This is a genomic window from Agromyces neolithicus, assembly GCF_039529735.1.
In the GTDB taxonomy this organism is placed as follows: Bacteria; Actinomycetota; Actinomycetes; order Actinomycetales; family Microbacteriaceae; genus Agromyces; species Agromyces neolithicus.
In genome coordinates, this window is sequence record NZ_BAAANJ010000017.1 from 1 (window position 1) to 22,906 (window position 22,906).

Sequence of the window (22,906 nt, forward strand, 5' to 3'; positions counted from 1 at the left end):
GTTCCCCTCGTTAGCAGCAGCCACGCCGGACAACAGTCACAGACGCCCCGACTTTAAGAAGGCCCTGGAAGGCGCCGGGCGAGCGGATGCCGCGACTACGCGTTGAGCCGCAGCACCTCGGCCGTGGCGGCGAGCGACGCCTCGGCCGCTGCCGGGTCATCGGAAAGGGTCGTACCGTAGCTCGGGATCATCTCGCGCAGTTTCGGCTCCCACGCGGCCATGCGATCGGGGAAGCAGCGCGACAGCACGTCGAGCATGATCGGCGCGGCCGTCGACGCGCCAGGCGAAGCCCCGAGCAGGCCGGCGATGGTGCCGTCGGCGCCGGTGATGATCTCAGTGCCGAACTGCAGCACACCGCCCTTCTCAGGGTCTTTCTTCATGACCTGCACGCGCTGGCCGGCGGTGATGAGCTCCCAGTCGCGGTCTTTCGCGGTGGGCATGAACTCGCGCAACGCCTTCAGCTTCTTCGCGCGCGACGCGAACACCTCGGAGGCGAGGTACTTCACGAGGTCGAAGTTCTTCAGGCCCACCTGCAGCATCGTGCCGATGTTGTGGAACCTGATCGAGAACGGCAGGTCGAACCACGTGCTCATCTTCAGGAACTTCGGCGTGAATCCGGCGTAGGGGCCGAAGAGCAGGGCGGTCTCGCCGTCGACCACCCGGGTGTCGAGGTGGGGCACCGACATGGGCGGGGCGCCCACGGCGGCCTTGCCGTAGACCTTCGCCTGGTGCAGCGCCACGATCTTGGGGTTCGTGGTCTTGAAGAACTGTCCAGAGATCGGGAACCCTCCGAAGCCCTTGATCTCGGGGATGCCCGAGCGCTGCAGCAGCGCGAGCGCACCGCCGCCGGCGCCGACGAACACGAACCGGGCGCGCACGACCTTGGGGGTCTGGCCCACGGTCTGGCGGATCTTGAGACGCCAGGTGCCGTCGCTCTTGCGCCTGATCGATCGCACGTGGTGGTTGGTGTGGATCTCGCCGCCGCGACGTTCGAGGTCGCGTAGCAGGAACTTCGTGAGGGCGCCGAAGTCGACGTCGGTGCCGGCCTCGATGCGGGTCGCGGCGACCTTCACCCCCGAGTTGCGCTTCTTCGCGAGCAGCGGCGTCCACTGCGCGATGCGTTCGAGGTCTTCGGTGTACTCCATGTCGGGGAACAGCGGCTGGTCTTTCAGCGCCTCGACCCGCTTCTTGAGGTACTCGATGTTCGCGGCGCCCTTGACGAAGGTCATGTGCGGCGTGGAGTTGATGAAGTTGTGCGGCTCGGGCAGCGCGCCCTGCGCGACGAGGTATGCCCAGTACTGGCGGCTCACCTGGAACTGCTCGTTGATCGCGATCGCCTTCGCTGCGCTCACCGAGCCGTCGGGGTTCTCGGGCATGTAGTTGAGCTCGCAGAGGGCCGCGTGGCCGGTGCCCGCGTTGTTCCACGCGTTCGAGGACTCTTGCGCGACGTCGCCGAGAAGCTCGTAGAGCCGGATGCTCCAGTCGGGCTGAAGTTGCGAGAGGAGGGAGCCGAGCGTGGCGCTCATGATGCCCCCGCCGATGAGCACGACGTCGACGGTTTCCTCGGAATTCACGGATTCCACTCTAACGTCGCGCCGAGGGCGCGCTTTACCGCATGGTATGGCATCGAGACAAGTGGGTCGATCGAGTCGTGAAGAAGCGTATCGAGACCGGGGCCTCGATACGGCGCTGGCGCGCCTACTCGACCGACGACGCGCGCCGGCTCAGGCGAGCTGCGGCAGGCCGCGCTCGTCGAGGGGCCAGCCGGGGTTGTGCGCGAGCTCCCACAGGTTGCCGTCGGGGTCGGCGACGTAGCCGCTGTAGCCGCCCCACTCGGTCTCGGCTGCGGCTTTCGAGATCTGGCCGCCGGCGACCACCCAGTCGCCGATGGCGTCGTCGACCTCTTCGCGCGAGGCGAAGTTGATCGCCAGCGCCACCGCACGGAACGCCGGAGCGTTGGCGTGCATCGTCTGCACCGCGGCGTCTTTGGCGAGCTCGGATGTCTCCCACAGGGCGATGACCCCGCCCGGGGTCGCGAAGAACGTGATCTGCCCAGGGTCCGACGAACGCGCCGGGGCCCAGCCGAGCCGATGGTAGAACGCGGTCGCCGCTTCGACATCGGTGACGCCGAGCGTGACGAGGGAGAAACGCTGCGGGATGCTCATGTGGCGAGGCTAGCCCAGCCCGGCGACGTTCGTCACGAGTCGCGGCCGGGACATCCGCTGCTCTGGATGCTCGCGCGCGCAGCTCCCTGATGCGTTCTGGGGGTGCTTTTGCGACAACTGCGCCCCCGCAGCCCGCATTCGAATGGCGGGAAAGCACCCCCGGAACGGAGAGGGTGGGAGTTGCGCGCGGCTCACAGCGCGGCGACGCCGCCCGCGATCAGGCCGACGCCTGCGGTGATGAGGGCGGCGGTGAGCACGACCACGCCGGCCCAGAGCAGCCAGATGAAGGGGTTGGGGCGTTGCGGGTCGCGGCCGGTCGCCGAGAGGAAGAACCCGGCGGGCATGAGGATCGCCGCCACGGGCACGCCGGCGCTCGCGAGCCAGAGCCAGAACCCGTCGAGCGCGGCGTGCGAGATGACCGCGAGGATCGCGACCGACAGCACGAGCAGCACCGCGGCGTGCGCATGACCGGCGCGGAAGAAGCTCATCTGCAGGCGGTTGGCGGGCACGTTGCCACGCACGACCTTCGTGAGGAAGTAGCCGCCCGACTCGACGGTCACGAGTGCGAGCAGCAGGATGCCGATGAGGATGATGTCGTTCGGGGTTGGCATGAGCGAGCCTTCCGTTCGTCTTGGTGGGGCGTGTGATTAGATAGTGTTGCTCTCCAATATTAGAGAGTGCCACTATCTAACGCAAGGGTCGATGATGCGCATCTCCGCACTCGCCGCCGACGCAGGCCTGCCCGTCGCCACCGTGAAGTACTACCTGCGCGAGGGGCTGCTGCACGCCGGCACGGCGACGTCGGCGACCCAGGCCACCTACGACGCCGGTCACTTGCGGCGGCTACGACTCGTGCGCGCCCTGCTCGGGCCCGTCGGCCTCAGCGTGCAGCAGGCCCGGGCCGTGCTGCAGCTCGTCGACGAACCCGGCGACGACCTCTACTCCACCCTCGGACGCGCGGTCAGCGCGCTTCCCCCCGCCGCCGCGCCGCCGGGCGACGAGTCCGACCCGTATCCCCGCGCCCGCGCCGCCCTGACCGCGCTCGGGCAGGTCTACGACCCCGACTTCCCGGCAGTCGCGCAGCTCGAGGGCGCACTCGCCGCCGCCGAGTCGGCGGGCATGCCGATGAGCGCAGAGCGGCTTGCGCACTACGGTCGAGTGCTGTCGGATGTCGCGGAGTTCGACCTCGACCGCATGCCGCAAGAGCCGCGCGGGGCCGTCGAGTACACGGTGCTGGGAACCGCGCTCTACGAGCCCGTGCTGCTCGCGCTTCGCCGCCTCGCGCATCAGGACGCGGCGCTGCGGCGGCTGCAGCGTGCCGAGTGACGGTCGTGTTCGCGCCCTCCAACGGGGCCGCACGTGCATCGGTCGAGGTGGCTACGCCATGCGGCAGAACTCAGAGAACGCGCACTTGTGAACGCAAACATTTTGTTGTTCAATAGACCGGGCCGACCCGAATGAACGGCCTGCGTCGATCCACCGGCTCCCCCGAGCACCAGGGGTGGCACGAATACTCAAAGAGGAGCAACACATGACATCAACGTCTCGCATGATCCGCACAGCGGCGTTCGTCGCGGTCGGCGCCATGTCGGCTTTCGGCCTCGCCGCGTGCAGCACGGCCAACCCGTCCGACGGCGCGGGCGCCGATGGTTCGCCCGTCGAGATCACCTACATGCACCGTCTTCCCGACGGCGAGGGCATGACCCCCGTCGCCGACATCGTCGAGAAGTGGAACGACGAGAACCCCGACATCCAGGTGACGGCCACCAAGTTCGACGGCGCGGCATCCGACATGATCCTGAAGCTCGAGACCGACGTCAAGGCCGGCACCGCGCCCTGCCTCGCGCAGCTCGGGTACGCCGAGGTGCCGCAGATGTTCGTCAAGGGCCTGGTCGAAGACGTCGCCGACGAGGCCGCGAAGTACACCGACGACTTCTCGGCCGGCGCGTACGGCATGATGAAGGTCGGCGACGCGGTCGTCGGTCTCCCGCAAGACACCGGCCCCCTCGTGTACTTCTACAACGCGACCGAGTTCGAGAACCTCGGTCTCGCCGTTCCCGAGACTCTCGAGCAGCTCACGACCGAGGCCGCCACGTCGGCCGCCGCCGGCAAGTTCATCGCCGCCTTCACGCCCGACGAGGCGCTGTACTGGCTCTCGGCCCAGTCCGCCGCGGCCGGCGACACCTGGTTCACGACTGAGGGCGACAAGTGGGGCGTCGACGCCGAGGGCCCCGGCTCGCAGAGGGTCGCCGCCGCATGGCAGGGCCTCGTCGACAACAAGCAGGTCGTCATGACCGAGCGCTGGGGCGAGGGATTCACCCAGGCGCTCAACGACGGCAGCCTCATCGGGCACGTCGGCGCCGCATGGGAGGCCGGCTTCCTGCTCGACTCGCTCGATGGCACCCCCGCCGAGGGCCAGTGGCGGGTCGCCCAGCTGCCCGACTTCGGCGCCGGTGCGATGACCGGTCCCGACGGCGGATCCGGTGTCGCAGTCATGAAGGGCTGCGAGCACCCGGCCGAAGCGATGGAGTTCAACGCGTGGTTCAACACGCAGGTCGATGACCTCGCCTCGCAGGGCCTCGTCGTCGCTGCCAACGGTACGCCCGAAACCAGCGAGAAGATGCTGCGCCAGTTCGGCGGTCAAGACGTGCTCGCCGAGCTCGCAACGGCGTCGGCGAACCTGAACCCCGACTTCGCGTACGCCCCCGGCTTCGCGTCACTGACCAAGATGAACGAGACCGCCGCCGGCGTTCCCACCGGCGCGGCCACGGTCGCCGACGTCTTCGCGACGGCCCAGGCCACGGCGATCGCCACCCTGAATGACCTCGGCCTCCCGGTCGCCGAGTGACCGGCAGCGACGATTGAACACCGCACCGGCGGAGGACGCGACACGTCGTGGCCTCCGCCGGTGCATTTCACCGTGACGGGAGAACCATGACCATCGCCACCCCCGCCGCCGCTTCGGCGGCCGCCTCAGGGCCCGCGCCCGGGGCATCCGGTGCTTCTGGTGCCGCCCCCCGACGCGCGCGCCGCCGCCACGGTCGCACCCGGCGCGAAGCGACGACCGGCTGGCTGTTCATGCTGCCGTTCGCGATCCTCTTCGTCGTGGTCTTCCTGATCCCGATCCTCGTCTCGATCCAGTCCTCGCTGTTCGCTCAGAAGTCGGCGGGCGAGGGCCTGTACGGCGGCGGCGAGGTCGTCGACACGTTCGTCGGGCTCGACAATTTCGCCCTGGCGATCACCAGCCAGCCGTTCTGGGCGGGCATGGGCCGCGTCGTGCTGTACGCCGGCATCCAGATCCCCGTCATGATCGTCGCCGCGCTCTTGCTCGCGTTGCTGCTGGATTCGTTCATCGTGCGCCGGCCCGGCTTCTTCCGCCTCGCGTTCTTCCTGCCGTTCGCGATCCCCGGCATCATCGCCGCGATGATCTGGCTCTACCTCTACACGCCCGAGGTGTCGCCCTTCATGCAGTACCTGCCCGAAGGCACCGAGCTCATGGCGCCGGGCACGATCCTGTTCTCGATGGCGAACATGACCACGTGGACCTACACCGGCTACAACATGCTCATCTTCCTGGCGGCGCTGCAGGCGATTCCCCGGGATCTGTACGAAGCGGCACGCCTCGACGGCGCCTCGGGCTGGAAGATCGCGACGCGCATCAAGGTGCCGCTCGTGCGCGGCGCCGCCCTGCTCGCCGTGCTGCTGTCGATCATCGGCACGATCCAGCTGTTCAACGAGCCGGTCATCATGGAGAGCGCGAACCCCTGGATGGGCAAGGACTACACACCCATGATGCTCACCTACAACTCGCTGCTGGGCGCCGTCTCGCCGTCGGGCACGGGCCCGGCCTCGGCCTACTCGCTGCTGATGGCGGTCATCGCCGGCGGGCTCGCGATCGTGTACGCGCTGCTGCAGCGCCGAAAGGGGGACGCCGCATGAGCGCCTCGACGCAGATCAGGTCGGTCACGGGCCGTCCGGCGAAGGGGTCGGCGTCGCCGTCGCCGAAGCGCTCGGCGAGGCGGTCGGCGAAGCGGTCGGCGGATGTCCCGTCGAAGGCGGTCGCGCCGAGCCCACTCGCCAGGGCTTTCGGCATCATCGCCCTCGTCGTGGCCACGCTGTACTTTCTCGTTCCGGTCTTCTGGGTCTTCGTCGCCGCGACCAAGAACAACCGCGACCTGGTCTCGACGTTCGGGTTCTGGTTCGCCGATTGGAACCTCGCCCAGAACTACGAGAGCCTCATGGCCTGGACCCAGGGCATGTTCTGGCAGTGGGTCGGCAACTCGATCTTCTACTCGGTGACCGCGGGGGTCATCGGCACGCTGTTCGCCGTCATGGCGGGGTATGCGATCGCGAAGTTCGCGTTCCCGGGCAAGAAGGTCGCCGTGGGCGTCATCATGGCGGGTCTGCTCATGCCCGTCGCGCTGCTCACGGTGCCGCTGTACATCGAGTTCCACGCGCTCGGACTGGTCGACACCCCGTGGGCGATCATCATTCCGTCGGCCGTCTCGCCGTTCGGCGTGTTCCTCGGCATGGTCTACGCGCAGAGCTCGGTGCCCACCGAACTGCTCGAGGCGGCTCGCATCGACGGTGCCGGCGAGGCGCGCATCTTCTTCACGATCGTGCTGCGCTTGCTTGGGCCGGCGATGGTGACCATCTTCCTGTTCATCTTCGTGGCCACATGGAACAACTTCCTGCTGCCGCTGCTGATGGTCTCGACACCCGAGCTGAAGCCCGTCACGCTGGGCCTGTTCGGCATGGTGAGCTACTTCTCGCCCGACAAGGGCGCCGTCATGCTCGGTGCCCTGCTGGGTGTGGTACCGCTGATCATCCTGTTCTTCAGCCTGCAGCGCTATTGGCGATCGGGCCTGGCTGCTGGCGCGGTCAAGGGCTGACGCCGTTCGACCTCAATGAGCAGGGCCCGCGGTGTTCCCCGGGCCCTGCTCGCGACGCCTGACCGGGCATATTGGCAAGAGTGAGGCCCGTGGTGCGCACTGCGCACCACGGGCCTTCTCGTATCACCCGGTCAGGAGCCGATGAACTCCTCGGTGTCGCCGAACTCGGGGCGCTGGCGTACCTCGACGCCGGTGCCGAGCCGATCGAGGTCGAGCACCCGCACCTCGTTGCGCCCGGCACGCCACAGCGGAGCGGGCGCATACAGGGTCACCTGCGGGCCGGCCTCCCAATAGCGGCCGAGCAGAAAGCCGTTGAGCCAGACCATGCCCTTGGCGCCGCGCGGGAAGGCGAGCCACGCGTCGGCCGGCTCGGCGACCTCGATCACGGCACCCGCGACACCGTCGGCGCCCGCCTCGCCGATCGGCTGCCAGTCATCGAGGAGCGACTCCTCACCGACGGGCAACTCGTCGCCGAGCTGCAGCCGGTCGTCGAGCGGCAGCCCGTCGTCGAGCGGCAGCACACGATGCGACCAGCCGTGCACGAAGCGCTTGCCGAGCCTGACCCCGTGCAGAATTCCCTTTCGCTCGCCGATGCGCGGGCCGTAGTTGATGCGGCCCAGGCTCTCGACCACGATGGTGAGCACGGCGGTGCGGGCGGCCCCGCCGATCATGACGGATGTCTCGCCGTCGCGTTCGAGCGTGGCGATGCGTCGCCCGTCGACGAACACCCCGGCCCGATCGTGCAGGCCGTCGATCGTGAGCACCGCGTCGTCGGGAAGGTGGGTTGTGGCCTCATACACGACGACGCCGTCGGCGACGCCGAGATCCTCGAACGTCAGGGGCGTCGCGTGCGGGTCGCCCGCAGGCAACGAGCGCACCGCGTCGATGAGCGAGACCTCGGCCGTGAGCGGCACCTCCTGCTCGGGCTGGAATCGCGGCGCGGGCGGCACGACCGGCAGGGCCCCGTCGTGGAACGGCGCGAACGCCGCCCGCAGCGCCTCGAACTTGGGGCCGAGCGTGCCGTCTTCGCCGATCGGCGCATCGGAGTCGTAGCTCGTGACGGTCGGCTGCAGCACGCCGTCCCAGTTCGCCCCGTTCCACAGGCCGAAGTTCGTGCCGCCGTGCGCCATGTAGAGGCTGACCGATCCCCCGGCAGCGAGCAGCTCGTCGACCGTGCCGATCATGCTCTGAGGGCTGCGCACGTGGTGCCGTTCGCCCCAGTGGTCGAACCATCCGCCCCACAGCTCGCCGCACATGAGCGCGGCGCCCTCGGGGGCGAGCTGCCGGGCCGTGGCGACGCCGGTGCCGAACGTGAAGGTCGGCATGGCGCCCTCGACCGACCCGTGTGCCAGCATGTCGGCGGTGATGCCGTCGGCGGTCGTCAGCAGCTCGACGATGCCGCGGGCGCGCAGCGCATCGCGCAGGTGCTCGAGATAGGCGCGATCCGACCCGAACGAGCCGTACTCGTTCTCGACCTGCACCGCGATGATCGGCCCGCCGTGGGCGGCCTGCAACGGCACCACGTGCGGCAGCAGCTCGTCGTACCAGGCATCGACGGCGGCGAGGAACGCAGGGTCGCTCGTGCGCAACGCCCGCACCCGGGCGGTGAGCCACGCGGGCAGGCCGCCGTTCGACCACTCTGCGCAGATGTACGGGCTGGGGCGCAGCAACACGTCGAGACCCACCTCGCCGGCGAGGCGGATGAACCGCTCGAGGTCACGCCAGCCGTCGAACCGGCGCTCGCCCTCGACCTGCTCGTGGAAGTTCCACGCGACATAGGTGTCGACGGTGTTGGCACCCATCGCGGCGAGTCGGCGCAGTCGGTCGTGCCACTGGTCGGGGTGCACCCTGAAGTAGTGCATCGACCCCGAGAGCATGCGATACGGCCTGCCGTCGCGCTCCAACGCGCCGTCGCGCAATGTTAGCGCAGCCAGCCCGGCCGCCTGCGGCAGTGTAGTGGTGTCGGTCATCGTGGCCTTCTCGTGAGACCACCGCGCCAACGCGCGGCGTGATCAAGGAATGTTTGCGTTCACATTCAGTCTCTCACACGACGCGCCCACCGCGCCATTCCCCGCCCGTCAAGTGAGCGTTCACTATCATGGCTGGATGCCCCGCCGCCACAACCAGAGCCAGTCGCCGAGCCAGGTCGACGTCGCCCGTGCCGCCGGCGTGTCGACCCAGACCGTTTCTCGTGTCATCTCCGGTCAGGCGAACGTACGCCCCGAGACGGCCCGGCGGGTGCTCGCAGCGGTCGACGAGCTCGGCTACCGCGTGCACGCGGCAGCCGCATCGCTCGCCTCCGGCAGAACCCGCATCCTCGGCGTCATCGAGGTCTCCACTGCACGCTATTCGACGAGCGCCATCAACGTGGGCATCGAGACGGTCGCCTCCGAAGAGGGCTACACGGTCACCACCGCGAGCGTGTCCGACCACGCGTCACCCGATTCGTTCCTCGATGCGTTCGACCGCCTCGAACGACAGGGCGCCGAGGGTGTCATCCTGCTCGCCCCCGTCACATTCCTCGACAACGCGATGGGGGCCCGCACCGAGCGCACCCCGACCGTGCTGATGCACCACCTGACGAGCGGTGTCGGCACTGACACCGTCGTCGACCAGTCGTCGATCGCGCGGCTGGCGACCGAGCACCTGCTGAGCCTCGGCCACCGTACGGTCTGGCACGTGTCGGGCGACGACTACTGGCTCGAATCGCGCGTGCGGCGCCAGACCTGGGAACAGGTGCTCATCGAGCACGGCGTGACCCCGCCGCCGGTCATCCCGGCAGACTGGACGCCCGAATCCGGCTACCGCGCCGGACGCACTATCGCCGCCATCCCCGACGCCACCGCCGTGTTCGTCTCGAGCGACGAGATGGCGTTCGGCGTCATCCGCGCACTCCACGAGGCCGGGCGCACGGTGCCCGACGACGTCTCGGTCGTCAGCGTCGACGACATCGCCCTCGCCGCCTACGCCGCTCCCGCGCTGACGACCGTGCGCCAGCCGTTCGAGGCCGTCGGCCGTGCGGCGGCGACGCGTGTCATCGACCTGATCGAGCAGCGCGAGCCGAGCCCCATCGAGCCGATCAGCGCCGAGTTGATCGTGCGCGCCTCGACGGCGCCGCCCGGTTCGGCCGGCACTGCGCGCTGAGCGTCAGGCGGTACGTACGACGAACGGCCTATGCGATGCCGCCACCGTCGACGACGAGTGCCGAACCGGTGACATAGCTCGACTCGTCGCTCGCGAGCCACACCACGGCCGCCGCGACCTCGCGCGGCTCGCCCATGCGGCGCAGCGGCCGGTCGGCGGCCTCGGCCAGGAACGAGCCTTCCTCCTGCGCGAGCTGACGCGCTTCTTCGCGCAGCATTCCGGTGTTCACGTCGCCCGGGTTCACCGAGTTCACCCTGATGCCCTGCGGGCCGTGGTCGATCGCGAGCGCCCGGGTCATGTTCACGACCGCCCCCTTCGAGGCGCAGTACGAGATCGCCTGGCCGCCGCCCTTGAGGCCCCAGCCCGAGCCGGTGTTCACGATCGAGCCGCCGCCGGCCGCCGCCATGATCGGCACGATGTGCTTGCACATGAGGAAGATCGAGCGCACGTTGACGCCGAACACCCGGTCCCACTCCTCGACGGTCGTCTCGACGGCGGTCGTGCGGCGGATGATGCCCGCGTTGTTGAAGACGATGTTCACGCCGCCGAGCTCGGCCACGGTCGTCGCGACCACTCGTTCGATGTCGGCTTCGCTCGAGACGTCCGCAGCGATGGCGATCGCGGTGCCGCCCGCCTCGCGGATCTCGGCGGCGACCGCCTCGGCGGCCTCGGCGTTCAGGTCGACGACGGCGACCGCGGCGCCTTCTTCGGCGAGCGCGATCGACGTCGCGCGGCCGATGCCGCCGGCGCCGCCCGTGACGATGGCGTGCTTGTTCTCAAGGCGCATGGCCTTCTCCTTCGTGTTCGTGTTCGAGTTGGTGTTCGAGTTGGTGTTCGAGTTCTGGTGCGTGCACCGGATAGATGCTGGTCGTGCTCGCGCCGGTGATGATGCGTGCGAACCCCGCGACCGCGGCATCGACTTCGGGTTCGCCGGTGTCGACGAGCAGGGGGCGCCCGCCGAGATCGATGAGCTTCTGCTCGGGGGCGACGACGACGAGCGGGTCGTCGCCGAGCGCAGCGAGCACGCGCGCCGACAATTGTTGGTTGCCGCGACCGAGCAGGAATCCCTGGCCGCCGATCACGGTGACGACCGCCTTGGCCGGCCCGCGGCCGACCTCGTCGAGCAGCTCGCGCTCCGACGCGTCAGCGAGCACGACACGTCCGTCGAGCACGACGTCGACGCCGAGCGGCGTCTTCGACACGCCGAGTTCCCGCGCGAGCTCGCTCATCGTGCCGCCTGGGCCGAGCAGGTAGCGCACGCCGGGTCGAAGAGCGGATGCCGCTCCTCGCGCCGCGGCCCGCACGGCCGCCTGTTCGTCAGCAGGCGTCGCCGCCTTGCGCGCTTGGGTACGACCCGGGCGGTACGGCACGTTGAGGGTGCCGTACATGCGCGGTTCGACGCGGGCTCGCCGCATCGCCTCTTCGTCGATGTCGAGCACCTCGCGCTCGAGCACCGGAAGGGCGCCGACGCCGAGCCACGCCGACGCGATGCCTCCCGCCGCACGTGGGCTCACCGCGAAGACGGGCGAGTACATCTTGACGCCCGCGGGAATACCGAGAGCGGCGACCCCGTCCCCTCCGGTCGAGTAGCGAGCGGCAGCGACCCCGTCCCCGCCGGTCGAGTAGCGAGCGGCAGCGAGCCCGTCCCCGCCGGTCGAGTAGCGAGCGTCAGCGAGCGTATCGAGGCCCTCAGCGGAGGTCTCGATACGGCGCTGCGCGCCTACTCGACCGGCGAGCCCGGCGGCGACGTCGCGGGCGGTGCCGTCGCCGCCGGCGAACAGCACGAGCGACGCGCCCGACTGGGCGAGCGCAGTCGCCGCGACCGACGTGTCGTCGCCCGTGGTGCGCGAGGGCTGGTGCACGACGACGACCGGCTCGAGCCCGGCCGCGCGCACGACGTCTTCACCCATCGACCCCGCCGCCGTCAGCACGCGCGTGCCGGGGCGCGTCGAGGCGACCACGGCGAGCGCCGCGAGCGCGCGCTCGGCCGCCCGTGAGGTGCCGCCTCGCTCGCTCGCTCGCGCCTGCACGGACTCGCCGTCACTGCCGGCGAGACCCGCTGGGCCGCCGATTCCGGCGACGGGGTTGACGATGAGGCCGAGCATGCTCAGGCGGCCGCCTGACCTTGGCCACCCGCGCCGAAGTACTTGCGCAGGTACGCGCGCCACGTGATGGCCCACCGCTCGGGATCGTCGAGGTCGTCGTGGTGCGTGTGGTGCACGGTCTGGTTGTGCGGGGCGGTGCGCACCACCTCGGGCTCCTCGCGCGCCTCGCGCGCGATCTCGGCGAGCACCGCCGCGTACTCGTCGAGCTCGGCCATCGAGTACGACTCAGTGGGCTCGAGCGTGAACGGCTGCGGCACGACATAGGGGTGGTGGCTCGTCCAGTAGTGCATGCCGAAATCGCTCGCGCGTACCCCGATCTCCTCCGACGTGATGCCGGTCTGCTCGAACAGCTCCTGCCACGAGTAGCGCACTTGCTCGATGCGGCGGCGGCCGGTGGCGTACGGGGCCGAGGCACCGGGGATCTCGAGCACCTTCTTCATGAGGTAGTTGTTGTTCAGCACCGCGATCTCGGCGACGGCGCGCAGACCTTCGGCGCCGAGGGCCATCATCCAGGCGTAGGCCCGCACGATGTTCGGGATGACGCCGAAGAACGGCGCGACCGAGCCGATCGACTGCTCGCCGGCCTCACGGACGACGAACCGGTCACCCTCGCGCGCAACGCGCGGGCCGGGCAGGAACGGCGCGAGGGCCTCGCTCACGCCGTTCGCCCCGGCGCCCGGGCCGCCCGAGCCGTGCGGGGTGCCGAAGGTCTTGTGCAGGTTGAAGTGGCAGACGTCGAATCCGGCGTCGCGGGCACGGGTGATGCCCAGGATGCCGTTGGCGTTGGCCTGGTCGTACGACGCGAGCGCTCCGACGGCGTGCGCGGCGTCGACCCAATGCTTGATCGCGGGGTTGTAGATGCCCGTGTCTTCGGGGTTGGTGACCATGATCGCCGCAGTGCGCGGCGAGAGCGCCTTCTTCAGCGCCTCGAGGTCGGGATAGCCCTCGGCGTCGGGATACAGCGTGATGATGTCGTATCCGGCAGCCTTCGCGGCCGCAGCGTTGGAGGGGTGGCTGAAGATCGTCGTGATGACCTCGCGCCGCTGCTCGCCCTCGCCGTTGGCCTCGTGGTAGGCGCGGATCATCGCGATGTTCGACCAGATCGCCGCCGAACCTCCCTGCGTATGCAGCGACACCTCGTGCATGCCCGAGATCTCGGCGACCATGCGCTCGGTGTTGTGGACGATCTCGAGCACGCCCTGCGCGTCGGCCGGGTTCTGCAGCGGGTGCATGGCCGTGAGCGCGGGGGTGCCGATGAGCTGGTCGTTGACCTTCGGCGCGTACTTCATGGTGCAGGTGCCCTGGCCGATGTCGACGTTCAGGTCGGCGCCGAGGTTCTCTTGCGAGAGCCGCAGGTAGTGCTTGAGCACCCGCATCTGTCCCATCTCGGGCAGTGCCGGAGGCGCCTCGCGCCGAATGCCCGACGGCAGGTCGGCGATGACGTCGCCGACCGCGGCGCGCACGCCCGGCTCGACGCCGGTCACGAGCACGCCGCGCTCGCCTGGCGTCGAGAGTTCGAAGATGATCGGTTCGTCCCAGCTCGCCTGGTGGAAACGGCGGAGGGCGGGCTTGGGTGCGACGGGGAGGCTCATGCGCTCTGCTCCTCGAGAATGGCGGTGTCGGATGCTTCGTGGTCGGTGTCTCGTCGGTCGAGTAGTGCGGAGCCCGTATCGAGCCTGGCGATCGCGTCGGCGAGCCGGTCGATGTCGAGCTGGGTGGTCATCTCGGTGACGCACACGAGCAGTCGTTGCTCGCCCACGGGAACGCCGGGCTCGATGCCCTCGGCGCGCAGCGCCTCGACCAGACCGGCGGCGGTGAGGCCCGCGCCCGAGACGTCGATCGTGAACTCGCGCAGGTGTATCGCGCCGTCGCCGAGCGCGACACCCGGGATCGCCGCGAGCTTCTGCTGCGCGTACCGCGTGCGGGCGAGCAGCACCTCCCCGAGCTCGCGCATGCCCTGCGGCCCCATGAGCGCGAGGTAGACACCGGCGGCGATGCCCCAGAGTGCGGCGGCGGTGCCGACCCACTCCTTGCCCTCTTCTCGGTGGGCGAACGAGGTGCGGTCGTACGCCACGTCGCCGAAGCCGTACTCGCCAGGCACATCGGTCGTCGCGAGGCCGAACAGCCGCGACGGCATCTCCATGATGAACTTCGGGTCGTCGTGAACCGCGATGAAGCCGCCGTGCGCTCCGCCGAACCACTGGTGCAGGCCCAGCGACTGAATGTCACCGCAGACGATGTCGGCACCCTGCTCGGCGGGCGGCGTCAGCACGCCGTAGCCGATGGGGTCGGTGCCGACCACCAGCACCGCGCCGGCGGCGTGCGCCGCGTCGGCGATCTGCCGCAGCTGCGCCTCGACCGCGCCCGTGTGGCTCGGGGTCTCGACCCAGACCGCGGCGACGTCGTCACCGAGCCGCGAGACCAGCCCCGCGACATCCGCGACGCCGTCGATCGTGGCGACGAACTCGAGGTCGAGGTGCACACGCACGAAGTCGCGCACCTTCGAGAGCTTCGCCGGCAGCACGTCGCTCGCGACGAGGATGCGGCGACGGCCGCTCATGCGTCCGGCCATCGAGAGCGCGGTCGCGGTGGCCTGGTAGCCGTCGTACGTGGGTACGTTGACGACGTCCATCGCGAGCAGCTCGGCCATGAGCGACTGGTACTGGAACAGGGCCTGGAAGCGGCCGTGGTCTTCGTAGGGCTCGCCGGCGTACGCGGTGAGGAACTCGCTGCGCCCGATGACCTCGTCGACGACCGCCGGCACATAGTGGTGGTAGGTGCCCGCGCCGAGAAAGCTCAGGCGCTGCCGCGTCGAGACGTTCTTCGCGAGCAGGCCATCGACATGGCGCACGAGGTCCTGCTCGGCGGTGAACGGCGCCGGCAGGTCGAGCGGGCGGTCGAGGCGCAGCTCGGCCGGCACGTCGGCATAGAACTCGTCGACGGATGCCGCGCCGACGGCGGCGAGCATCGCCGCCTTGGATTCGGGGGCGGTGTTCGGAATGTACGGGTGTACGAATGGTTCGGTCATTGGTGCCTCAGTCGGTGGTGTCGGACAGGGTGATGAAGGGTGCGGTCACCCCGCGCGGGGTGGCGAGCACGGCGGCGCCGAAGCGCGGAATGGTGAGTTTGCCGTCGGTCCAGTAGCGGAGCTCCCCGTCGGTCGAGTTGAGGAGCTCCCCGTCGGTCGAGTTGAGGAGCTCCCCGTCGGTCGAGTAGCGGAGCTCCCCGTCGGTCGAGTAGCGGAGCGTATCGAGACCCCCGCCGAGCAGGTCTTCGGCACCCTCGGGAACATCGACGGTGAGCTCGCCGCGGCCGTGATTCAGCACGAACGTGTAGTCGGTGGACTCGTCGCTGCGGGTGACCGCTTCGAGGTCGGTGTTCGTGCGCTCGCGTGCGGGAAGGTTCGCCGCCGCGAGCACCGTGCGGAACACCGCGAGCATGCCCGCCGGTTCGAGCACGGCGCTCAGGTACCACGCCGTTCCGTCGTCGTGCGGGCGGCGCGTCACGGCTGCGCGGCCCGCCAGCTCACCGCTCGCGTACCGCCCGACGACCTCGGTGCCGTCGTGCACCTCGAGCCATTCGCCCCAGACGTCGGTCGAGTAGGCGCGCAGCGCCGTATCGAGACCCTCGATGGGGTTGGTCTCGATACGCTCGCCGGCGCTCGCTCCTCGACCGACGGGCGCGAGCTCGATGCGCTCGGCCTGCCCGTCGGGTATCGGCCAGTGCTCATCGACCTCGACTCCGAGCAGATCGCGCAACGGGCCGGGCGCTCCCCCATCGTGCACCTTCTCGGTGGCATCGACGACGCCCGAGAAGGGCCCGACGACGAGCTGCCCGCCGGTGGCGACGTAGGCGGCGAGTGCTGCAGCCTGCGCGACATCCGCAACATAGAGATTCGGCACCGCGACGACGTCGTACCCGTCGAACGGGCCGGTGGCGCGCACGGTGTCGACCGGGTGGCCGAGCTCGTAGAAGGCGGCGTTCCAGGCCCGTGCCTGCGCGAGCCAGTTCAGCCGCTGCGACGGCAGCGACTCGGTCGCCGACGATCCCCACCAGGAGTCCCAATCGACGACCAGCGCGACGCGGGAACGCACGCGAGTGCCGCGCACCGGCGCGAGCCGGGCGAGCTCGGCACCGAACGCCTTCGTCTCGGCGAAGCTGCGCGACACCTCGCCACGGTGGCCGAGCATCGCCGAGTGGAACTTCTCCTGCCCGTACTTCGCCTGGCGCCACTGGAAGAACATCGCGCCGTCGGAGCCGTGCGCGATGGCCTGCAGGCTGTCGATGCGCATCTGCCCCGGCGCCTTCGGCACGTTGACGTCGCGCCAGCTCACGGCGCTCGCAGCCTGCTCGAGCAGCAGCCACGGCTGCCCGCCCTTCAGCGAGCGCATGAGTCCGTAGTTGAGCGCGGCCGGCACGTGCGCGTGCGGGTCGGCGGGGTCGGGGTAGGCGTCGTCGGTGACGAGGTCTTCGGCCTCGGCGAACTTCCAGTAGTCGAGGTCGCGCAGGAGGCTCATGAAGTTCGTCGTCACCGCGATGTCGGGGGTGACCTCGCGCAGCACGTCGATCTCGAGCTGGAAGAGCTCGAGCAACGCGTCGGATGAGAACCGCTCGAAATCGAGCAGTTGCGTCGGATTGATCGGGCCGGTCGCCCGGCGCGGCGCTTCGATGAGCTCCCAGGCGGTGTAGCGCTGGCCCCACACGTTCACGCCCCAGGCGTCGTTGAGGCCGTCGAGGTCGCCGTAGCGCGCCTGCAGCCACCGACGGAAATGAGCGGATGACTCGGGGCACCAGCATCGCGCCACGTGATCGCCGTATTCGTTCGAGATGTGCCAGAGCGCGAGCGCGGGGTGCTCGCCGTAACGCTCGGCCATGGCGCGCGACATCCGCTCGACGTTCTCGCGCCAGACCGGCGAACTCGGGCAATACGCCTGACGCGAGCCGAACTCGAGGCGCTGACCCTGCTCGTTCCACGGCAGCATCTCGGGGTGGCTGCGGATGAGCCACGACGGCGGGGTAGCGGTCGCGGTCGCGAGATCGACCTTGATGCCGGCGTTCCAGAGGATCTCGATGACCCGGTCGAGCCACGCCCAGTCGTAGACGCCCGGCTCGGGCTCGAGCTGGGGCCACGAGAATACGGGCAGGCTCACGAGGTTGACCCCCGCCTCGCGCATGAGCCGCGCGTCTTCGAGCCAGACCTCTTCGGGCCACTGGTCGGGGTTGTAATCGCCGCCGTACGCGAGGGCGTCGAGGCGGATGGCGCGTGGGGTCGTGCCTACCACAGCGGCTCCTCTCTGAGTTCTTGGGTGTACAGCCTGCATTGCAGAATGTATTCTGTATACAGCCACCGTATGTCGGATGCCGCAACCGGTCAAGCTCTAGGCTTGCCGCGACAGCCACCGGCTGTCGGTCGAGTAGGCGCGCCGGCGCCGTATCGAGACCCCGATCGGAACGAGGACACATGGCGATCGAACGCAAGAACCTTCGCTCGCAAGTGCGCGACGAACTGCTCACACGCATGCGCACCGGACTCGTGCAGCCCGGCGAGGGCATCAACGAAGTGCAGCTCGCCAACGAGCTCGGCGTCAGCCGCACGCCGCTGCGCGAGGCGCTCATCGCCCTCGAAAGCGAAGGGCAGATCGAGAGCGAGAACGGCAAAGGCTTCCGCTTCGTGCCACTGAGCGCCCAGGAGTTCGAAGACCTCGCGCCCGTCCTGGCCGCGCTCGAGAGCCTCGCGCTCGAGCTCAGCCCCCTCGACGAGCTGCGCCGCATCGGCGTGCAGCTCGCAGCGCTCTCGGCCGAGTTCGACCAAGAGGTCGTGCAGCACGCCCTCGTCATCACGAAAGACGACGAGTGGCACAGCCTCATGCTCTCGGCGTGCCCCAACCGGCGGCTGCGCGATGTGATCGAGAGCGTGCGCGGGGCGTTCCACCGCTACGAGTCGCTGCTCGTTCCGAACGACGTCATGATCGAGCGGGTCGCGGCCGAGCACGCTGCGATCGCCGAGCGCCTCGCGGCCGGCGACGTGCCCGGCGCCACGGTGGCCCTGCGCGAGAACTGGATGCATGGCATGCGCCGCATCGTCGACAACGCCTCGAGCGCCTACTTCACCGCCTAGCCCCGCCCGCCGGTCGAGTAGGCGCGCCAGCGCCGTATCGAGACCCCGCCGCCCGCCGGTCGAGTAGGCGCGCCAGCGCCGTATCGAGACCCCGCCGCCCGCCGGTCGAGTAGGCGCGCCAGCGCCGTATCGAGACCCGCCGCCCGCCGGTCGAGTAGGCGCGCCAGCGCCGTATCGAGACCCCGCCGCCCGCCGGTCGAGTAGGCGCGCCAGCGCCGTATCGAGACCCGCCGCTCGCCGGTCGAGTAGGCGCGCCAGCGCCGTATCGAGACCCCGCCGCCACCCCCGCCGGTCGATGCGGGTCTCGATACGCGTCGCCTCCGGCGCCGCTACTCGACCGACGATTCCTCCTCGACACCCGCATCGGCGGCGCGCTTCCTCCCAGATCGCCCGGTCAGCGACATGCGGTCGTGGGACGGGCCGAGACTCGGGAGATGGCACATCTGTACATCCTGCGCTGCGGCGATGGCTCGTTCTATGTCGGCAGCACGATCGATCTCGAGCGCCGCATCGCCCAGCACTCGCACGGCGAAGGAGCTGCATACACGCGCCGGCGTCTGCCGGTCGTGTTGGTCTACCACCAGGAGTTCGACCGCATCGAGCAGGCCTATGCAGCCGAGAAGCAGGTGCAGAACTGGAGTCGGGCCAAGCGCATCGCGCTCATCGACGGTCGGTTCGATCTCCTCCCGTCGCTGGCGAAGAAGCGGTTCGTCGGCCCGTCGGTCGAGTAGCGCCGAGCCACACCCCGTCGGTCGAGTTGCGCGCCAGCGCGTATCGAGACCATGCGGCGAGGGTCTCGATACGGCGCTGGCGCGCCTACTCGACCGACGTGGTGGGTCTCGATACGGCGCTGGCGCGCCTACTCGACCGGCGGGGTGGCGGCGGGTCTCGATACGGCGCTGGCGCGCCTACTCGACCGACGCAAGGTCTCGATACGGCGCTGGTGCGCCTACTCGACCGACGAGGGGGTCAGCCTTTGACGGCACCGCCGAGCAGCCCCGACACGAACTGCTTCTGGAACACGAGGAACAGCAGCATGAGCGGCAGCGTGGCGAGCAGCGACCCGAGCATGAGCCCCGAGTAGTCCACACGCGACATGCCGATCATCCTGTTGAGCGCAACGGGCACCGTGTACTGGTCTTCGGTGTTCAGCATCAGCAGCGGCCAGATGAACGCGTTCCACTGGCTGATGAACGTGTAGATCACGAGCGCCGCGATCTGCGGCCGCGCCACGGGCAGCACGATGCGGTAGAACGTGCGCAGCTCGTTCGCGCCGTCGATGCGCGCCGCCTCGATGAGCGACACTGGGAAATCGAGAAAACCCTGCCGCATGAGGAAGATCCCGAACGCGTTGGCGAGGAACGGCAGGATGACTGCTTGGTACGTGTCGATCCATCCGACGCTCGCCATCATCTGGAACAGCGGCACGAGCAGCACCTGCATGGGAATCATCATCGTGACGAGCACCACCGCGAGCAGCACCCCGCGCCCGCGGAACCGATACGTCGCGAGTCCATACCCGCACATGATGCTCACGATCGAGCTGAACACGGTATAGACGACCGCGATCGCGAAGCTGTTGAACATCACGCGGCCGAAGTTCACCGACTCCTGCAGTCGGGCCAGGTTCTCCCAGAGCTCGCCGCCCGGAAGCACCGGCAGCGGCGTGCCGAACAGGTCGGAGGTCTGGTGCGTCGACGCGATGACCATCCACGCGAACGGCAGCAGCGAGACCACGCTCGCGATCGCGAGCAGCACATAGACCGGCGATCGTAGGATGCCACGGCGCAGCGACGGCCCGCGGCCCGCGGGTCGCGGTCGACGAACAGTGGATGTCCCGGGGTTCACGGATGCCAGGGTGGAGGTCGCGGTCACTTCTTCTCCCTCATGAGGCGGAACTGCACGATCGCGATGATCGCGGTCAGCACGACGAGCAGCCAGGCGATCGCCGAGGCGTAGCCGAAGTCGAACTGGCGGAATCCGACCTTGTACAGGTAGAGCACCGGCGTGAGCGTCGCATCGTTCGGCCCGCCCTCGGTGAGGATGAAGTTCTCGTCGAAGAGCTGCAACGCCCCGATCGTCGAGGTCACAGTGGTGAAGATGAGCACCGGGCGCAGTTGCGGAATGACGACCTTCGTGAAGATCTGCCACCGGCCGGCACCGTCGATGCGCGCGGCCTCGTAGAGCTCGGCGGGGATCGACTGCAGGCCGGCCAGGATGATGACCATGTTGTACCCGGTCCAGCGCCAGGTGATCGCGCCGATCAGGGCGATGCGCGCCCACCATTCGTTGTTGAGCCAGTCGATCGGGGCGACGCCGACGAAGGCGAGCAGCTGGTTCACGGCGCCGCCGTCGGTAGCGAGCATGACGCGGAAGACGACGGCGTAGGCCACGAGCGTGGTGACCGCGGGCAGGAACGTGAAGAGCCTGAAGCCCGAGCGAAAGCGCAGCCATGACTGATTGAGCAGGTACGCGAGCCCCACGGCCAGGCCGATCATGAGCGGCACCTGGATCACCAGGATGATGCCCGCGTTCATCAGGCTCTTGCCGATGAGCGGATCCTCGAAGAGCCGCGCATACTGCTCGAGGCCGACCCACGTCGACACGCCGCCCGACGTCGCGAAGAAGCTCTGCCAGAGCGACGAGATCAGCGGATAGGTGAAGAACACGATCAGCAGCCCGACGGCGGGCAGCACGAACCACGCCCCCGGGCGCTGGAGCCTGCGCCCCAGCGCCCGGTTACGCCTGGCCGGCTTCGCAGCCGCTTGCGCGGCGGTCGCGGTGACGGCCATGGCTACTCGGCGATCTCGCGTCCGGTCGCGGTCGCGATCTGGTCGGCCGCGTCCTGCAACGTCGTCGTCGGGTCGGCGCCGTTCAGCACCGCGGCCACGACCGCATTCGCCACGATGTCGCTCGCCTCGGCGTTGTCGGTCGTGAACGTGATCGCCGGGATGTTCGCGGTCTGCTCGGCGAAGAGCTCGTAGACCGGCTGGCCGCCGAAGTACTCCTGCGGCTCCTGGAAGTACGCATCTTTCAGGGCCGGGAGGTACGAGGGGAAGAGGCCCTCGTTCACCATCATCGAGGCCTGGTGGTCGGCGTCGGCGAGCACGTACTCGACGAACGCCGCAGCGAGGTCGGGGTTCTTCGCCTGCGCAGGCACCGCGAGGCCCGAGCCGCCGTTGTTCGTCGTGCGGGCACCGCCCTGCTCGAAGGCGGGCAGCTCGGTGACGCCGTACTTGCCCGACAGTTCGGGAGCATCACCCTGCAGGGTGCCGATCCACCAGACCGCCTCAGCGGTCGCCGCCGAGTCGCCGTCCTTGGCACTCGTCACGCGGCCGTCCCAGCCCTTGACGTTCTTGAGCAGTCCCTTCTCGCTCATGGTCTGCAAGAGGGTGAGCGCCTCGACCGCCTCGGGTGAGGTGATCGTGATGTCGCCGGCCTCGTCGAACAGGCCGATACCCTGCTGCTGCAGCAGCATCTGGAATGCGCCTCCGGTGGAGACATCGATCGACAGCAGCGTGTGGCCGGTCGTCGCCTTGATGGTCTCGCCGGCGGCGATGAGGTCGTCCCACGTCTCGATCGAGGCCGGGTCGACGCCGGCCTGGTCGAAGTAGTCGGTGCGGAAGAACAGGCCGACCGTGCCCGAGTCCCACGGGGCGACCTTGAGCGCGCCGTCGGCGTCGGACTGCGCCGACCACTTGAACGGGTCGAAGTCACCTTCAGCGTCGCCGAGCACCGGCGTCAGGTCGACGAGCCCGGTCGGGAACTCGTTGATGTAGCCGGGGGCGCGATCGGTCTCGATCGTCACCACGTCGGGCAGTCCGCTGCCGGCCTGCAGGCCGACCGAGAGCTTGTCGTAGGCGTTGTCGTAGCCGACGTCGACCACGTTGACGGTGGTGTCGGGGTGGTCGGCCTCGAACTCGTCGCCCAGGCGGTCGAGCGCCGTGGCCGCGACATCCCACGACCACACGGTGATCTCGCCCGACACCTCGGCGTCGGGGTCGAGCGCGACGTCGGTCGGGGCGCCGGCGCCCATGGTGCAGCCCGAGAGCAGGGCGAGTGCCGCGACGGGCACGATCAGGGTGCGCGCGTTCAATGTGACTCCTTTGTCTTCGGTATTTTGTATACAGTACACGAGAAGCGGATGTCCCGTCGAGTGTGTTTCGTCGGTCGAGTAGGCGCGCCAGCGCCGTATCGAGACCACGTCGGTCGATCGTCGGTCGAGTAGGCGCGCCAGCGCCGTATCGAGACCACGTCGGTCGATCGTCGGTCGAATAGGCGCGCCAGCGCCGTATCGAGACCACGTCGGTCGATCGTCGGTCGAGTAGGCGCGCCAGCGCCGTATCGAGACCACGTCGGTCGATCGTCGGTCGAGTAGGCGCGCCAGCGCCGTATCGAGACCACATCGTCGCTCGGGGTCTACTCGGAATGCTGGGTGACGTTCAGGCGGCGGTTGGCGTGATCTGGACGGTGTAGCCGAGG

At 69.1% G+C, this 22,906-nt stretch carries 19 protein-coding genes; 7 read left to right on the forward strand and 12 right to left on the reverse strand.

Annotation, left to right across the window (positions count from 1 at the left end; genetic code table 11):
• Window positions 1-95: 95 nt before the first annotated feature.
• The 3 genes from ABD164_RS15775 to ABD164_RS15785 form a co-directional block, all read right to left on the reverse strand.
• Window positions 96-1,574, reverse strand: a complete 1,479-nt coding sequence (locus ABD164_RS15775) for a malate:quinone oxidoreductase (protein WP_344297253.1) — start codon at window positions 1,572-1,574, stop codon at window positions 96-98.
• 150 nt (window positions 1,575-1,724) lie between these two features.
• Window positions 1,725-2,165 (reverse strand): VOC family protein, encoded by a 441-nt coding sequence (locus ABD164_RS15780; protein ID WP_344297254.1) that lies wholly within the window; start codon window positions 2,163-2,165, stop codon window positions 1,725-1,727.
• A gap of 191 nt (window positions 2,166-2,356) precedes the next feature.
• Window positions 2,357-2,776, reverse strand: a complete 420-nt coding sequence (locus tag ABD164_RS15785; protein WP_344297255.1) for a hypothetical protein — start codon at window positions 2,774-2,776, stop codon at window positions 2,357-2,359.
• A 94-nt stretch (window positions 2,777-2,870) separates the two neighbouring features.
• Between ABD164_RS15785 and ABD164_RS15790 the strand changes: the two genes are divergently transcribed.
• The 4 genes from ABD164_RS15790 (at window position 2,871) to ABD164_RS15805 (ending at window position 7,057) form a co-directional block, all read left to right on the forward strand.
• Window positions 2,871-3,491: a MerR family transcriptional regulator gene (locus tag ABD164_RS15790; protein WP_344297256.1), complete on the forward strand. Its 621-nt coding sequence runs from the start codon at window positions 2,871-2,873 to the stop codon at window positions 3,489-3,491.
• Window positions 3,492-3,696: 205 nt separating this feature from the next.
• Complete coding sequence (locus tag ABD164_RS15795) at window positions 3,697-5,013, forward strand: ABC transporter substrate-binding protein (protein ID WP_344297257.1); 1,317 nt, start codon at window positions 3,697-3,699, stop codon at window positions 5,011-5,013.
• Window positions 5,014-5,099: 86 nt separating this feature from the next.
• Complete coding sequence (locus tag ABD164_RS15800; protein WP_344297259.1) at window positions 5,100-6,104, forward strand: carbohydrate ABC transporter permease; 1,005 nt, start codon at window positions 5,100-5,102, stop codon at window positions 6,102-6,104.
• Entirely contained in the window at window positions 6,101-7,057 is a 957-nt protein-coding gene (locus ABD164_RS15805; protein WP_344297261.1) for a carbohydrate ABC transporter permease, read from the forward strand. The genes ABD164_RS15800 and ABD164_RS15805 overlap by 4 nt, the downstream gene beginning before the upstream one ends.
• Window positions 7,058-7,188: 131 nt before the next feature.
• Here the strand turns inward: ABD164_RS15805 and ABD164_RS15810 are convergent, their stop codons facing one another.
• Complete coding sequence (locus ABD164_RS15810) at window positions 7,189-9,027, reverse strand: glycoside hydrolase family 35 protein (RefSeq protein ID WP_344297263.1); 1,839 nt, start codon at window positions 9,025-9,027, stop codon at window positions 7,189-7,191.
• A gap of 136 nt (window positions 9,028-9,163) precedes the next feature.
• Between ABD164_RS15810 and ABD164_RS15815 the strand changes: the two genes are divergently transcribed.
• Window positions 9,164-10,201, forward strand: coding sequence for a LacI family DNA-binding transcriptional regulator (locus ABD164_RS15815; RefSeq protein ID WP_344297265.1), 1,038 nt, complete (start codon window positions 9,164-9,166; stop codon window positions 10,199-10,201).
• A gap of 28 nt (window positions 10,202-10,229) precedes the next feature.
• Here ABD164_RS15815 and ABD164_RS15820 read toward each other — a convergent pair whose 3' ends face one another.
• Genes ABD164_RS15820 through ABD164_RS15840 form a run of 5 tightly spaced genes read right to left on the reverse strand, consistent with a single transcriptional unit; the run spans window position 10,230 to window position 17,588 of the window.
• Window positions 10,230-10,988, reverse strand: a complete 759-nt coding sequence (locus ABD164_RS15820; protein ID WP_344297267.1) for an SDR family NAD(P)-dependent oxidoreductase — start codon at window positions 10,986-10,988, stop codon at window positions 10,230-10,232.
• The gene (locus tag ABD164_RS15825) at window positions 10,978-12,306 is read right to left on the reverse strand and encodes an ATP-NAD kinase family protein (RefSeq protein WP_344297269.1); all 1,329 of its coding nucleotides are present in this window, start codon (window positions 12,304-12,306) and stop codon (window positions 10,978-10,980) included. The genes ABD164_RS15820 and ABD164_RS15825 overlap by 11 nt, the downstream gene beginning before the upstream one ends.
• 2 nt (window positions 12,307-12,308) lie before the next feature.
• The gene (gcvPB, locus tag ABD164_RS15830) at window positions 12,309-13,898 is read right to left on the reverse strand and encodes an aminomethyl-transferring glycine dehydrogenase subunit GcvPB (RefSeq protein WP_344297271.1); all 1,590 of its coding nucleotides are present in this window, start codon (window positions 13,896-13,898) and stop codon (window positions 12,309-12,311) included.
• Complete coding sequence (gene gcvPA / locus ABD164_RS15835) at window positions 13,895-15,334, reverse strand: aminomethyl-transferring glycine dehydrogenase subunit GcvPA (RefSeq protein WP_344297273.1); 1,440 nt, start codon at window positions 15,332-15,334, stop codon at window positions 13,895-13,897. The genes gcvPB and gcvPA overlap by 4 nt, the downstream gene beginning before the upstream one ends.
• A gap of 7 nt (window positions 15,335-15,341) precedes the next feature.
• A complete protein-coding gene (locus tag ABD164_RS15840) occupies window positions 15,342-17,588 on the reverse strand; it encodes a beta-galactosidase (protein ID WP_344297275.1) in 2,247 nt (748 codons plus the stop codon).
• 179 nt (window positions 17,589-17,767) lie between these two features.
• On the opposite strand from ABD164_RS15840, the gene ABD164_RS15845 reads away from it, so the two are divergent.
• Complete coding sequence (locus ABD164_RS15845) at window positions 17,768-18,424, forward strand: GntR family transcriptional regulator (RefSeq protein WP_344297277.1); 657 nt, start codon at window positions 17,768-17,770, stop codon at window positions 18,422-18,424.
• Window positions 18,425-18,858: 434 nt separating this feature from the next.
• Window positions 18,859-19,155, forward strand: a complete 297-nt coding sequence (locus tag ABD164_RS15850) for a GIY-YIG nuclease family protein (RefSeq protein WP_344297279.1) — start codon at window positions 18,859-18,861, stop codon at window positions 19,153-19,155.
• A 238-nt stretch (window positions 19,156-19,393) separates the two neighbouring features.
• On the opposite strand, the gene ABD164_RS15855 is transcribed toward ABD164_RS15850, so the two are convergent.
• The 3 genes from ABD164_RS15855 to ABD164_RS15865 are packed head-to-tail and all read right to left on the reverse strand — an operon-like array spanning window position 19,394 to window position 22,520.
• Window positions 19,394-20,299, reverse strand: a complete 906-nt coding sequence (locus ABD164_RS15855; protein ID WP_344297281.1) for a carbohydrate ABC transporter permease — start codon at window positions 20,297-20,299, stop codon at window positions 19,394-19,396.
• Window positions 20,296-21,216, reverse strand: coding sequence for a carbohydrate ABC transporter permease (locus ABD164_RS15860; RefSeq protein ID WP_344297283.1), 921 nt, complete (start codon window positions 21,214-21,216; stop codon window positions 20,296-20,298). Before ABD164_RS15860 ends, ABD164_RS15855 begins: the two co-directional genes overlap by 4 nt.
• Before the next feature lie 2 nt (window positions 21,217-21,218).
• On the reverse strand, window positions 21,219-22,520 hold the full coding sequence (locus ABD164_RS15865) for an ABC transporter substrate-binding protein (protein WP_344297285.1): 1,302 nt from the start codon (window positions 22,518-22,520) through the stop codon (window positions 21,219-21,221).
• Between the last annotated feature and the right edge of the window lie 386 nt (window positions 22,521-22,906).